This is a genomic window from Streptomyces sp., from assembly GCF_031178505.1.
Classification (GTDB): Bacteria; Actinomycetota; Actinomycetes; order Streptomycetales; family Streptomycetaceae; genus Streptomyces; species Streptomyces gulbargensis.
In genome coordinates, this window is sequence record NZ_JAPSIW010000111.1 from 1 (window position 1) to 13147 (window position 13147).

11 protein-coding genes are annotated in these 13147 nt (G+C 71.6%); all 11 read right to left on the reverse strand.

All coding sequences use genetic code 11. From position 1 onward, the window contains the following. Positions 1-9: 9 nt before the first annotated feature. The 11 genes from gatB to RIF68_RS11015 all read right to left on the reverse strand — a co-directional run bounded on the left by gatB (position 10) and on the right by RIF68_RS11015 (position 12895). Positions 10-1521, reverse strand: coding sequence for an Asp-tRNA(Asn)/Glu-tRNA(Gln) amidotransferase subunit GatB (gatB, locus tag RIF68_RS10965; protein ID WP_309050984.1), 1512 nt, complete (start codon positions 1519-1521; stop codon positions 10-12). A 16-nt stretch (positions 1522-1537) separates the two neighbouring features. After that, on the reverse strand, positions 1538-1771 hold the full coding sequence (locus tag RIF68_RS10970) for a hypothetical protein (protein WP_250765831.1): 234 nt from the start codon (positions 1769-1771) through the stop codon (positions 1538-1540). 5 nt (positions 1772-1776) lie between these two features. Next, complete coding sequence (gene gatA, locus RIF68_RS10975; RefSeq protein WP_309050985.1) at positions 1777-3273, reverse strand: Asp-tRNA(Asn)/Glu-tRNA(Gln) amidotransferase subunit GatA; 1497 nt, start codon at positions 3271-3273, stop codon at positions 1777-1779. Between the two features lie 4 nt (positions 3274-3277). Continuing rightward, positions 3278-3574, reverse strand: a complete 297-nt coding sequence (gene gatC, locus RIF68_RS10980) for an Asp-tRNA(Asn)/Glu-tRNA(Gln) amidotransferase subunit GatC (protein ID WP_015036350.1) — start codon at positions 3572-3574, stop codon at positions 3278-3280. A 98-nt stretch (positions 3575-3672) separates the two neighbouring features. Beyond that, positions 3673-5841 carry an EAL domain-containing protein gene (locus RIF68_RS10985; RefSeq protein WP_309050986.1) on the reverse strand — a complete coding sequence of 723 codons (2169 nt, stop codon included), beginning with the start codon at positions 5839-5841 and terminating at the stop codon, positions 3673-3675. A gap of 318 nt (positions 5842-6159) precedes the next feature. Continuing rightward, positions 6160-8337, reverse strand: coding sequence for an NAD-dependent DNA ligase LigA (gene ligA / locus RIF68_RS10990; protein WP_309050987.1), 2178 nt, complete (start codon positions 8335-8337; stop codon positions 6160-6162). Between the two features lie 32 nt (positions 8338-8369). Then, positions 8370-9368 (reverse strand): methionine synthase, encoded by a 999-nt coding sequence (locus RIF68_RS10995; protein WP_309050988.1) that lies wholly within the window; start codon positions 9366-9368, stop codon positions 8370-8372. 2 nt (positions 9369-9370) lie between these two features. Continuing rightward, positions 9371-10069 (reverse strand): SDR family oxidoreductase, encoded by a 699-nt coding sequence (locus RIF68_RS11000; RefSeq protein WP_309050989.1) that lies wholly within the window; start codon positions 10067-10069, stop codon positions 9371-9373. A 14-nt stretch (positions 10070-10083) separates the two neighbouring features. Further along, positions 10084-10554 carry a hypothetical protein gene (locus RIF68_RS11005; RefSeq protein WP_309050990.1) on the reverse strand — a complete coding sequence of 157 codons (471 nt, stop codon included), beginning with the start codon at positions 10552-10554 and terminating at the stop codon, positions 10084-10086. Positions 10555-10658: 104 nt separating this feature from the next. Beyond that, the gene (locus tag RIF68_RS11010) at positions 10659-12467 is read right to left on the reverse strand and encodes an alpha/beta hydrolase (protein ID WP_309050991.1); all 1809 of its coding nucleotides are present in this window, start codon (positions 12465-12467) and stop codon (positions 10659-10661) included. Beyond that, positions 12464-12895 (reverse strand): hypothetical protein, encoded by a 432-nt coding sequence (locus tag RIF68_RS11015; protein WP_309050992.1) that lies wholly within the window; start codon positions 12893-12895, stop codon positions 12464-12466. Before RIF68_RS11015 ends, RIF68_RS11010 begins: the two co-directional genes overlap by 4 nt. Between the last annotated feature and the right edge of the window lie 252 nt (positions 12896-13147).

The following is a 13147-nucleotide window of genomic DNA, read 5'->3' on the forward strand; positions in this document are numbered from 1 at the left end:
CGCCGGTCGTCAGCCCTCGCTGACGCCCAGCTTCTCCAGGATCAGGTCCTTGACCTTCGCCGCGTCCGCCTGGCCGCGCGTGGCCTTCATGACCGCGCCGACCAGGGCGCCGACCGCCGCGACCTTGCCGCCGCGGATCTTGTCGGCAATGGCCGCGTTGCCCGCGATGGCCTCGTCGACCGCCGCGCCGAGCGCGCCGTCGTCGGAGACGACCTTCAGACCGCGCTTCTCGACGACCTCGTCCGGGGTGCCCTCGCCGGCGAGGACGCCCTCGATGACCTGGCGGGCCAGCTTGTCGTTGAGCGAACCGTCCGCGACGAGCGCCGAGACCCGGGCCACGTCGGCCGGGGTGATGGGCAGCTCCTCCAGGGAGACGCCCTTCTCGTTGGCGTTGCGGGCGAGTTCACCCATCCACCACTTGCGGGCCGAGGCCGCGTCCGCGCCCGCCTCGACCGTGGCGACGATCGGGTCGACCGCGCCCGCGTTGAGGATGGCCTGCATCTCGACCTCGGAGACGCCCCACTCCTCGCGCAGCCGGTTGCGGCGCACGCGCGGCAGCTCGGGCAGCCCGGCGCGCAGCTCCTCGACCCACGCGCGGGACGGGGCCACCGGGACGAGGTCGGGCTCCGGGAAGTACCGGTAGTCCTCGGCGTTGTCCTTGATGCGGCCGGCGGTGGTGGTGCCGTCGTCCTCGTGGAAGTGGCGGGTCTCCTGCACGATCGTCCCGCCGGAGGACAGGACGGCCGCGTGGCGCTGGATCTCGAAGCGGGCGGCCCGCTCCACCGAACGGAGCGAGTTGACGTTCTTCGTCTCCGAGCGGGTGCCGAAGGCCGTCGTGCCGTGCGGGCGCAGCGACAGGTTCACGTCGCAGCGCATCTGGCCCTTGTCCATCCGCGCCTCGGACACGCCGAGGGCGCGGATCAGCTCGCGCAGCTCGGCGACGTACGCCTTGGCGACCTCGGGGGCCCGCTCGCCCGCGCCCTCGATGGGCTTGGTGACGATCTCGATGAGCGGGATGCCGGCCCGGTTGTAGTCGAGCAGCGAGTGCGAGGCGCCGTGGATGCGGCCGGTCGCGCCACCGATGTGGGTGGACTTGCCGGTGTCCTCCTCCATGTGGGCGCGCTCGATCTCCACGCGGAAGATCTCGCCGTCCTCCAGCTGGACGTCCAGGTAGCCGTTGAAGGCGATCGGCTCGTCGTACTGGGAGGTCTGGAAGTTCTTCGGCATGTCCGGATAGAAGTAGTTCTTCCGGGCGAAGCGGCACCACTCGGCGATCTCGCAGTTCAGCGCGAGACCGATCTTGATGGCGGACTCGACGCCGACCGCGTTGACCACCGGCAGCGAGCCGGGCAGGCCGAGGCAGGTCGGGCAGGTCTGCGTGTTGGCGTCCTGGCCCAGCTCGGTCGAGCAGCCGCAGAACATCTTCGTCTTCGTGCCGAGCTCGACATGGACCTCCAGGCCCATGACGGGGTCGTACTCGGCGAGTGCCGCTTCGTACGACAGCAGTTCAGTGACAGTCACGGTGGAACTTTCCCTCTCAGCCCAGCAGGACGTCGTCGTCGCCGAGGCGCTTCAGCTCGCGGTACAGGATCGCGAGGCCGGTGACGATGGCGGCGGCGGACACGGCGGCGTCGACCAGGCGCAGCATGTCGCCGTCGCTGCGGGCCAGCTTCGCCTGCTTGGCGACGCTGACCGCGCCGAAGGCGGTGCTGGCCAGCGACACGTAGACGCCGGTCTTCGACTTCTTGAAGTTCTTCGCCTTCTTGGCCATGGCGTTCACAGTGCGGGAGCCTCCTCGAGCAGCGGGTGGCCCCACCTTTCCACGAACGCGGCCTCGACCGCCGCACCGACCTTGTAGAGGCGGTCGTCCTTCATGGCGGGGGCGATGATCTGCAGGCCGACCGGGAGGCCGTCCTCCGGCGCGAGGCCGCAGGGCAGCGACATGGCGGCGTTGCCGGCCAGGTTGGTCGGAATGGTGCACAGGTCCGCGAGGTACATCGCCATCGGGTCGTCGGCGCGCTCGCCGATCGGGAAGGCGGTGGTGGGGGTCGTCGGGGAGACGATGACGTCCACCTGCTCGAAGGCCTGCTCGAACTCGCGCGTGATGAGGGTGCGGACCTTCTGGGCCGAACCGTAGTACGCGTCGTAGTAGCCGGAGCTCAGCGCGTACGTGCCGAGGATGACGCGGCGCTTGACCTCGTCGCCGAAGCCGGCCTCACGGGTGAGGGCGGTGACCTCCTCGGCCGAGCGCGTGCCGTCGTCGCCGACCCGCAGGCCGTAGCGCATGGCGTCGAAGCGGGCCAGGTTGGAGGAGCACTCCGAGGGCGCGATCAGGTAGTACGCGGAGAGGGCCAGGTCGAAGGTCGGGCAGTCCAGCTCGACGATCTCGGCGCCCAGCTCCTTCAGCAGCTCGACGGACTCGTCGAAGCGCTGCATCACGCCGGCCTGGTAGTGCTCGCCCCGGAACTGCTTGACGACGCCCACGCGCATGCCGGCGACCGAGCCGTTCCGGGCCGCCTCGACGACCGGCGGGACCGGGAGGTCGATGGAGGTCGAGTCGAGCGGGTCGTGACCGGCGATGGCCTCGTGCAGCAGGGCCGCGTCCAGGACCGTACGGGCGCAGGGGCCGCCCTGGTCGAGGGAGGAGGAGAAGGCCACCATGCCGTAGCGGGAGACCCCGCCGTAGGTCGGCTTGACGCCCACGGTGCCGGTGACGGCGGCGGGCTGGCGGATGGAACCGCCGGTGTCGGTGCCGATGGCGAGGGGCGCCTCGTACGCGGCGAGGGCGGCCGAGGAGCCGCCGCCGGAGCCGCCGGGGATGCGGGTCAGGTCCCACGGGTTGCCGGTCGGGCCGTAGGCGCTGTTCTCCGTGGAGGAGCCCATCGCGAACTCGTCCATGTTGGTCTTGCCGAGGATGACGACGTCGGCGGCCTTCAGGTTCTTGACCAGGGTCGCGTCGTACGGCGGGATCCAGCCCTCGAGGATCTTCGAGCCGACGGTCGTCGGCACGCCGACGGTCGTGAAGATGTCCTTCAGCGCCAGCGGCACACCGGCGAGCGGGCCCAGCTTCTCGCCCCGGGCGCGCTTCTCGTCGACGGCGCGGGCCTGCGCGAGGGCGCCCTCACGGTCGACGTGCAGGAAGGCGTGGACCTTCTCGTCGACGGCCTCGATGCGGGCCAGGTGCGCCTCGGTGACCTCGACGGCCGTCAGTTCGCCGGAGGCGATCTTCGCGGCGATCTCGGCGGCCGTGAGCTTGATGATGCTGTCCGTCATGGTCTTAGTCCTCCCCCAGGATCTGCGGCACCTTGAAACGCTGCTGCTCCTGGGCCGGGGCGCCGGAGAGCGCCTGCTCGGGGGTGAGCGACGGACGAACCTCGTCCGCGCGCATGACATTCGTCAGCGGCAGCGGGTGGGAGGTCGGCGGTACGTCTTGGTCGGCGACCTCGGAGACGCGGGCGACCGCGCCGATGATGTCGTCGAGCTGGCCGGCGAAGTGATCGAGTTCTTCGCCCTTCAGCTCCAGACGCGCCAGCCGTGCGAGGTGGGCGACCTCCTCGCGCGTGATGCCAGGCATGCGGATCCTCACGGGGTGAGTGTGATGGTGTTGACCCAATCCTATGGGGCCCGCACCGCTGCCCGTGAAACGGTTTGCCCCGGGGACGGCCGGGGCGGCTACTGCACGACCTGGCCGGGAGCCGGGTCGAGCTCGACGGCGGGGGCCGGGTCGAGCGTCACGGCGGTGGCCCGGCCGAGCTCGGCGGCGGCCGCGGCGGCGATGTCGGCGGGGCGGCGCCAGCCGTGCTCGCCCCGGGCCAGCAGCCAGGCGGTGGCCTCGCCGGGCGGCATGGCGGCGGCGACCAGCCAGCCCTGGACGGCGTCGCAGCCCAGGTCGCGCAGCCGCTCCCAGGTCTCGTCGTCCTCCACGCCCTCCGCGACGACGAGCAGGCCGAGGGAGTGGGCGAGGTCGACGGTGCAGCGCACGATCTCGGCGTCCTCGGTGTCCACGGCGAGCCGGGCCACGAAGGAACGGTCGATCTTCAGTTCGCTGACGGGCAGCCGGCGCAGGTGCACGAGGGAGGAGTAGCCCGTGCCGAAGTCGTCCAGGGACATCTTGACGCCGTGGCCGGTGAGCCCGTTGAGGGTGTCGGCGGCCTTCTGCGGGTCCTCCAGGAGTACGTGCTCGGTTATCTCCAGCTGAAGGGCGCCGGCCGGGACGCCGTGGCGGGCGAGGCGGGCGGCGACCGCGCCCGCGAAGCCGGGGGTGTGGACGTCGCGCGGCGAGACGTTGACGGCGACCGGGACGTTCAGGCCCTGGGCGCGCCAGCGGGCGACCTGGGCCAGGGCGGTCTCCAGGACGTACTCGGTCAGGTGCGGCATCAGGCCGGAGGACTCGGCGATGGCGATGAACTCGTCCGGAGGAACCTTCCCGCGCTCGGGGTGGACCCAGCGGACGAGGGCCTCCAGACCGGCGACCTGGCCGTCGAAGCGGACCTTGGGCTGGTAGTGGAGTTCGACCTCGCCGGCGTCCAGGGCGCGGCGGAGGTCACCGAGGAGGCCGAGCCGGTCGGGGGTGTTGGAGTCGCGCTTGGACTCGTAGACCTCGACGCCGGTGCGGTCGCGCTTGGCCTGGTACATGGCGACGTCGGCGCGGCGGAGCAGGCCCTCGGCGTCGAGGGCGTGCTCGGGGAAGACGGCGACGCCGGCGCTGGCCTCCAGGACGAGGGTGAGGCCGTCGAGGTCGAGCGGGGAGGAGAGCTCGGCGACGAGGTGGCGGGCGACGCGCTGGGCGCTGGTGGTGGAGTCGGCGGCGGGGAGCAGGACGGCGAACTCGTCGCCGCCGAGGCGGGCGGCCTCGGCGCCGCGGGGCAGGGCGAGGCGGAGCCGTTCGGCGATCTGGAGGAGGAGCCGGTCGCCCGCGAGGTGGCCGAGGGTGTCGTTGACCGAGCGGAAGCGGTCGAGGTCGATGAGGACGAGGGCGGCCCGGACGCCCTGGCCTTCGGCCTCCTCCAGGGCCGCCCAGGTGCGCTCCAGGAGCCACTGGCGGTTGGGGAGGCCGGTGAGCGGGTCGCGCAGCTGCTCCTCGGCGCGGGCTCGGGCGATCCAGAGGGTGGAGTCCAGGGCGATGAGGGGGACGGCGAAGAGGGGCAGCAGGATCGGCCGTGAGGCGGCGACGACGCAGATGAGGGGGGTGATGCCGAGGAGGGCGACGGCCACGAGGCCCTGACGCAGGAGGGCGGTGCGGGCGACGGTGGGCAGGCCGCGGCCGGGGGGCGAGAGCGTGTACCACAGCAGGAGCCGGGTCGCGACCAGGTAGACGGCGGCGGCGAGCGCCACTTCCGGTACGTCCGCGATCCCCCAGTCGAGGGGCTGCCAGGGCTGTTCGACGGTCGGTACGTCTCCGAAGAGGGCGAGGACCAGGGCGGCGGCGCCGACGCCGAGGATGTCGGCGGCGCCGTGCAGGAGGCCCTGGCGCCAGCGGTGGCGGCGGGCCGCGCCGACCAGGACGACGACCGTGAGCGAGACGAGCCCGGCGGGCACCCAGCCGTACAGGAGCAGGACGGCGAGGGTGAGGGCGGCGCCGGAGCCGGTGCCGCCCCACCAGCGGTCCCGGCCGAGGGCGACCAGGTGGCCGACGATGAGGCCGGTGAGGACGGCGAAGGACCAGCCGGTCGCGCCGCCGGGGAAGAGTCCGTGGCCGCTGCTCAGGGCCCGCTGGAGGCCGGTGACGAGCACGGCGGCCGCAATCCCCACCACGGCGGCGGGCAGGCCGGAGACGAAGCCGGCGGGGACCACACGGCGGCGCGGCCGTGCGACCGGGGCGGCGCTCTCGGTCGGTTCCATTCCCGTCCCTCTCACAGGCGGCGGTGCCGTCGGTGTGCGATGGGCCGCGGCGAGGCGGCCGTGTGTCGTCCGTCCGTGGCGGGAGCGGCCGCGGGGCGGCCGCTCCTGGTGCCACGGGGCCGGTGTCCTGGCACCGCACCGGGCAGAGCCCTCGCTCGGCCGCGCGGGACAGGACGCACGGTCTCCACACTAGGCCGCCGAGGGCACGACGGGCAGCGCTCTCCATGTCTTGCCCGAATGCGAGCCGGCCACCCGTAACGATCTGGTATGCGCCGAACGGGTGAGCCTCCGGGGCGGCGAGGGGGTGTCCGAAGGCGGTCAGCCGGCGACCGGGACGGCGGCCTCCCGAGCGGCTTCGGGCCCTTGTTCGAGCAGGATTCTGAAGCCGTCCTCGTCCAGAACCGGAACCTTCAGCTGCATCGCCTTGTCGTACTTGGAACCCGGGTTCTCCCCGACGACCACGAAGGCGGTCTTCTTGGAAACGGAACCGGTGACCTTGGCTCCGAGGGCCTGGAGGGACTCTTTTGCGCCATCCCTGGTGAAGTCCTGGAGGGTGCCGGTGACCACGACCGTCAGCCCGTCCAGCGGCCGCGGTCCCAGGTCCTCCCCCGCGCCCTCGTCCTCGAAGCTCACGCCCGCAGCCCGCCACTTGCGCACGATCTCGCGGTGCCATTCCTCGGCGAACCACTGCTTCACCGCGGCCGCGATAATGTCACCTACGCCGTCGGTCGCCGCGAGTTCCTCCTCGCTCGCCTGCTCGATCCGCTCCAGGGAACGGAACTCGCGGGCCAGCGCCTCGGCGGCGACCGGGCCGACGTGCCGGATCGAAAGGCCGTTGAGGAAGCGGGCCAGCGGGCGGGTCTTGGCCTCCTCGATGTTCCTCAGCATGGCGAGGGCGTTCTTCTTCGGCTCGCCCTTCTGGTTGGCGAAGACGCGGACGATCTTCTCCTCGCCGGTCTTCGGGTCCCGCTTGGGCAGTCCGCTGTCCGGGTCGAGGACGTACGCCTTGATCGGCAGCAGCTGCTCGATGGTGAGGTCGAAGAGGTCGCCCTCGTCCGCGAGCGGCGGCTCGGCCGGCTCCAGGGGCCGGGTCAGGGCCGCGGCGGCCACCGCGCCGAAGTTCTCGATGTCCAGGCACTGACGCCCGGCGAGGTAGAAGAGACGTTCACGCAGCTGGGCGGGGCAGGTACGGGCGTTGGGGCAGCGGAGGTCGATGTCGCCCTCCTTCATCGGCTTCAGCGGGGTGCCGCACTCGGGGCACTCCGCCGGCATGACGAACTCCCGCTCGCTGCCGTCGCGCAGGTCGGCGACCGGGCCGAGGATCTCCGGGATGACGTCGCCGGCCTTGCGCAGCACGACCGTGTCGCCGATCAGCACGCCCTTGGCCTTCACCACCTCCTGGTTGTGGAGGGTGGCGAACTCGACCTCGGAACCGGCCACCGTCACCGGCTCGACCTGCGCGTACGGGGTGACGCGCCCGGTCCGGCCGACGCCGACCTTGATGTCGATCAGCTTGGTGTTGACCTCCTCCGGGGCGTACTTCCAGGCGATGGCCCAGCGCGGGGCGCGCGCCGTGGAGCCCAGCCGGCCCTGGAGCGGGATCTCGTCCAGCTTGACGACGACCCCGTCGATCTCGTGCTCCACGGAGTGCCGGTTCTCACCGAAATGGGTGATGAACCGCCGCACCTCGTCGAGGGAGCCGACCACCTTGTTGTGCCGGGCGGTGGGCAGGCCCCACGCGCGCAGCAGCCCGTACGCCTCGGAGAGCCGGGAGATGTCGAAGCCCTCGCGGGCGCCGATGCCGTGCACCACCATGTGGAGCGGGCGGGAGGCGGTGACCTTGGGGTCCTTCTGGCGCAGCGAACCGGCCGCCGCGTTCCGCGGGTTGGCGAAGGGCTTGTCGCCCGCCTCGACCAGGCGGGCGTTGAGCCCCTCGAAGGCCTCCATCGGGAAGTAGACCTCGCCCCGGATCTCGACCAGGGCGGGGATGTTCTCGCCCCGGAGGCGGTCCGGGACGTCGGCGATGGTCCGGACGTTCGGCGTGATGTCCTCGCCGGTACGCCCGTCGCCGCGGGTCGCGGCCCGGGTCAGCCGCCCGTGCTCGTAGGTGAGGTTGACCGCGAGGCCGTCGACCTTCAGTTCGCACAGGTAGTGGAAGTCGGGGGTGCCGACGTCCCGCGCGACGCGCTCGGCCCAGGTGGCGAGCTCCGCGTCGTCGAAGGCGTTGTCCAGGGAGAGCATGCGCTCCCGGTGCTCGACGGCGGTGAACTCCGTCTCGTACTGCCCGGCGACCTTCTGGGTCGGCGAGTCGGGCGTGCGCAGCTCCGGGTACTCCTCCTCCAGCTCCTCCAGGGAGCGCAGGAGCCGGTCGAACTCGCCGTCGCTGATGACCGGCTGGTCCTTCACGTAGTACCGGAAGCGGTGCTCCTCGATCTGCTCGGCCAGCTCGGCGTGCTTCTCCCGCGCCTCAGCGGGGGCCCCCTGTTCGACTGCCACCTTCGTCCGTCCTCCCGTACCTCAGAACCCGGTCACTCTGGGTTGTCCGCGAGTGATCTCGCCGCCCGGACGCAGTGGGCGAGCGCCGCCCGGGCGTACGCGGGCGAGGCGCCCGCCAGCCCGCACGTGGGCGTGACGACCACGGACTCGGCGAGAGTCCCCGGATTCAGCCCCAGCCTGCGCCACAGCGTCCTGACACCCATGACGCTACCGCCCGGGTCCGACAACGGGCCGTCGGTGGACGGCACCACACCGGCGAGGAGCTTCGTCCCGGCCTCCACCGCCTCCCCGACCGCCTCCTCGTCACGCTCGGTGAGGAGTCCGAAGTCGAACGAGACGGCGGCCGCGCCGGCCCGGCGCAGCAGCGCGAAGGGGACGTCGGGGGCACAGGAGTGGACGGCCACCGGCCCGTCGTGGACGGCGACGATGTCGCGCAGGGCGCTCTCCACGACCTGCCGGTCGACGGCCCGGTAGGTGCGGTAACCGCTGGCGGTACGGACCTGTCCGCGCAGCACGGCGGTGAGCGAGGGCTCGTCGAGCTGGAGCACGATCCGTGCGCCGGGGACGCGCCGGGCGACCTCCGCGAGGTGCGCGCGCAGCCCCTCGGCGAGGGAGGCGGCCAGGTCGCGGCAGGCGCCAGGATCGCCGAGGGCGGCCTCGCCGCCGCGCAGTTCCAGGGCGGCGGCGAGCGTCCACGGGCCGACGGCCTGGACCTTCAGGGGGCCTTCGTACCCCTGGGTGAACTCCTCCAGGGCGTCGAGGTCCTCACCGAGCCACGAACGGGCGCGCCGGGTGTCGCGGCCGGGCCGGTCGCTGATCCGCCAGCCGCTCGGCTCCACGTGCGCGTACAGCTCGACGAGCAGCCCGAGGGTCCGGCCGATCATGTCGGCGCCGGGCCCGCGGGCGGGCAGTTCGGCCAGGAAGGGGAAGTCCTCGAAGGAGCCGGCGACGGTCTTCGCGGCCTCGCGTGCGTCACCGCCGGGGAGGGACCCGACGCCGGTGGCGGGGCCCCACAGGGGCGTCTCGGTCACGGTCACCGCCCCGGACGGACGGTGAGGTCGTTGATCTCCGCGTCGCGCGGCAGGTCGAGCGCGGTGAGGATCGCCGTCGCCACCGACTCGGGGTCGATCCACCGCGACGGGTCGTACTCCTTGCCCTCCTGCTGATGCACCTTGGCCTGCATGGGGCTGGCGGTGCGGCCCGGGTAGACGGAGGTGACCCGCACGCCGTTGCCGTGCTCCTCGTGGCGCAGCGCGTCCGCGAGGGCCTTCAGTCCGTGCTTGGAGGCGGCGTACGCGCCCCACTCGGCGTGCGCGTTCAGGCCGGCGCCCGAGTTCACGAAGACGACGTGGCCCTGGGAGAGCCGCAGTTGGGGCAGGAGGTGCCGGGTGAGCTCGGCGGGGGCGACCAGGTTCACGTTGAGCTGGTGGTGCCAGGTCTTCGGCGTGAGCTCGCCGACCGGCCCGAGGTCGACGACCCCGGCGATGTGCAGCAGGCCGTCCACCCGTTCCGGCAGGCTCTGGTGCGAGAACGCCCAGGACAGCCGGTCCGGGTCGGCGAGGTCCCCCACGAGCGTCCGGGCCCCGGGGAACGCGGCGGCGAGCTCCTTGGCCCGTCCCGCGTCCCGCGCGTGCAGCACGAGCTCGTCCCCGCGCGCGTGGAGGCGGCGCGCGACGGCCGCGCCGATGCCGGAACCGGCTCCGGTGATCACATGTGTAGCCATGGGAGCCATGCTCCCACCTGCGGTCAGCCGGAGGGGGACGGGGCGGGGGTGGTGGCGGACCAGAAGTCGGAGCGGACGTTGGGGGTGGGGATGCGGCCGGGGGGATGGGCGGGGCCGTTGGGCGGGGAGGTGGGCGCGGCGACGTCGGACTTCCCGACGCAGGGGGTGACGACATCGAAGAACGCCTGGCCCTTGTAGCCGACCTCTACGGTGAGCTGGAAGTGATCGGAGGTCCTGGCGAAGATTGCCGGCATGTCCTTGCTCGGATTCACGCTGGTGATCTCGTAACCGGACTTCTTCCAGAACCGCTCGATCACACCGAGGAAATTGCCTCGACGCTCCTGGGAGATGATGGTCGTCACGGTGCGACGCCGGGTCACGGTGCAGCTGCCACTCGTCCAGGTGTCGTGATCCCATTGGACCTCGGGCACGATCGCGCGCAATGTGGCGTCCAGCATCGCATCCGCCCGTTCGGCCGCGTCCTGCATGTTCATGTCTGTCCTCGGTCCGTTTCCACCGCCTTGCCCGCCACAACCCGCCATGAAGGCACTCACGAAGAGGATGGACATGGCGAGCAGTACGGTCCGTCGCAGCCGCTTCATCGGTGTTCCTCCGTGGTGATCCCGTCGGGTCGCCCGGCCACGATCATCGCGATGTTCGTCGCGCCTACGCGGTCCAGTTCCGGTGTGAAGTACTGGGAGTGCGCATCGAACTTGCCCGCATCGAAGATCATCCGCGGACCGTCGTCGACCTTGAAGCGCCGGGCTTCGAAGGCCTCGCTCGCCGGATCCTTGCCGAAGTACACGTCATCGTTGCCGGCGTCGTAGAGGTCGCGGCCGACCAGGACGCCCACCGGGCCTCCGGTCGCCCAGCCCAGCGCGGCCTCGTCCTTCGACGGCAGGTGGGTGACCGGGTCGTTGTCAGCCGCCCCGACGAAGACATGGTCCTTGCCCACCCCCAGCTCCCCGGCCTTCTGCGCGTCCACACCGGGGCTACCCAGCAGGACGATGTCGTCGACGCCAGGGATGCCACCGGACTGCTTGGCGGCGGTACCCACAGTCAGTGAGCCGTATGAGTGCCCGATGGCCGTCACGTGCGGGTCCTCGCTCTGGTGAGAGACCGAGAGTCCCTCCATGAATCGGTTGTACGCGGGTACTCCCCGCTCTGCGTCCCCCTTGGTCATCACATCGACGTTCTGCGGGGCGTCGTAGCCGAGCCAGACGATCGAGGCGCTGGAAGGATCGAAGCGCCGCGCGCCTTTGGCCGTGTCCTGGGCCCGCTTCATCGTGTCCTCCACGAACTCGTCGTTGAGCTTGGTGCCCAGGCCCGGCACGTACGCCGACACGTTCCTCGACGTGTCCGGGTTGCCGTACGAGACGATCGCGCGCCCGTTGCCCTCGTCGCCGATTCCCAGCAGGAACATCGGCGGGTCGCTCGGCTCGTTCAGTTTGCCCTGGAGCATGCGGAGGGCGTCGAGCTTCGTCCCGGCGTCACCGTCGCCCCGGCGGGAGAGGTCGTCGATGAGGACGGGCAGGTAATTGCGGTTCGCCTCGTCGCGGGCCGCTGCGGGGATGCCGTCCAGGTTGCCGACGAGGTCCGGGGCCACCTCCAGGTACTCCTGGCGCTGCTCGTCCGTCAGGCCGTCCCACCACTTCTTGCGTTCGGCGGGGCTCTTGTCCTCCGGTACGCCTTCGCCGAGGTGCATTCCGGCGGTGGAACGGACGTCGGCGGTGTCCCTGAAGACATCCTTCAGCGTGGCCTCGGTGACGTCCAGGCCCTTCTCGGCCCGCAGTCCTTGCAGAGTCCTGGCGTACCGCGCGTCGATCTCCCGCGCGGAGCGCACGGCCCGGGCGATGCGGTCGGCCACGTCCTGGGCCTTGGCCGCGTTCGGGTTGAGGGGAGCGAAACCCGCGTACCCCGGACGCAGGGACGGCTGTCCGCCGGGGGCGAGGCCGGGCGGTTCCAGCGGGAGGCGGGAGTCGCCGCGCGTGGTGCTTCCCGGAATCTGCCTCCTCGTGCCCGTGAGGTCTTCGACCTCGGCGGCCGGATAGCTCACGGAGCCGTCGTCGTGGACGGTGAAGTGCAGGGCGGCGGCGTCCGCGAGGGCTTGTCTCAGCTGGTTCTGCGGCTCGGAGAGGTCGCCGGCGAGGCCGTTGAGGGCGGTGCGGACGAGCCCGCATTCACTGTGCAGGTACTGGAAGTTCCGGCTCAGGCGCCGGAGTCTGCCGAGGGCCGCCTCCGCCGACTCGCTCTCCTGGGTCTCGCGGATCTTCGCGGACATCGCCCGCTCGACCCGGGCGCGGTCGGCGTCGGAGCGGTTCGACACCGCGTGCCACGTGTCACCGGCGTCCGTGAACGCGGAGGTCCTGAGGTCCCGGAGCAGTTGCCAGGTGAGAGTCCCGGTCATCGCCGGTCTCCGGCCTTCTCGGCCGGGCCGCCGGCGCCCTGGAAGGACCTCTCGATCGCGGTCTCGGTCTCGCCCATCTCCTTGGCCACGGCGAGCAGTGCCCCCTTGAGCTGCTCGCACTCGTCCCGCACCGCTCGCAGACGCTCCTCCCAGGAGGTGAGCACGGTCCGGAGAGCGGTGACGGAGGTGAGACCCACGGCTCCCGGTACGACGCCCTCGTGACCGGTACCGAGTGCCGAGCGGCTCGTCTCGACGCTGGCGCGCAGATCGCCGGCGGTTCCCGCGGCACCGGTCCACGGGCCGCCGCTGTGCCGGAGGTTCCCGTTCCCGCTGCCGGAGCGGGGCCCCGGGACGGTCGACGCGAGCCTCGTGGCGGGCCCGCCGTCGGGCGGCCCGAACAGCTCCTGCCAGCGCTCCGAATACGACACTGCGCCCCCTCTGCGTCCGCGTTCCGTTTCCGCGCTCCGCGAGGCTAACGCAGGTGATTTGCAGTTCTGCTACTGAAAAGTGGATCTCCGGGGAGAAAGCACTCGATCATGTAGCAGGAAGGTCTCGTCATTACAAGAGCATCCGTGCGTACATCGCACATGTGAACGGTACGTCGGGTAGCTCAGGTCAGCGACGACTCCAGGTGGGCGAGGGCCGTCGGGCCGTCGTCGGCGAAGCGAACGAGGTCGGTG

Excerpts from the sequence above, each read along its gene's own strand:
- RIF68_RS10970 (WP_250765831.1), bottom strand. The coding sequence starts at position 1,771 with ATGGCCAAGAAGGCGAAGAACTTCAAGAAGTCGAAGACCGGCGTCTAC.
- gatA (WP_309050985.1), bottom strand. The coding sequence starts at position 3,273 with ATGACGGACAGCATCATCAAGCTCACGGCCGCCGAGATCGCCGCGAAG.
- gatC (WP_015036350.1), bottom strand. The coding sequence starts at position 3,574 with ATGCCTGGCATCACGCGCGAGGAGGTCGCCCACCTCGCACGGCTGGCG.
- RIF68_RS10985 (WP_309050986.1), bottom strand. The coding sequence starts at position 5,841 with ATGGAACCGACCGAGAGCGCCGCCCCGGTCGCACGGCCGCGCCGCCGT.
- RIF68_RS11000 (WP_309050989.1), bottom strand. The coding sequence starts at position 10,069 with ATGGCTCCCATGGCTACACATGTGATCACCGGAGCCGGTTCCGGCATC.
- RIF68_RS11005 (WP_309050990.1), bottom strand. The coding sequence starts at position 10,554 with ATGAACATGCAGGACGCGGCCGAACGGGCGGATGCGATGCTGGACGCC.
- RIF68_RS11010 (WP_309050991.1), bottom strand. The coding sequence starts at position 12,467 with ATGACCGGGACTCTCACCTGGCAACTGCTCCGGGACCTCAGGACCTCC.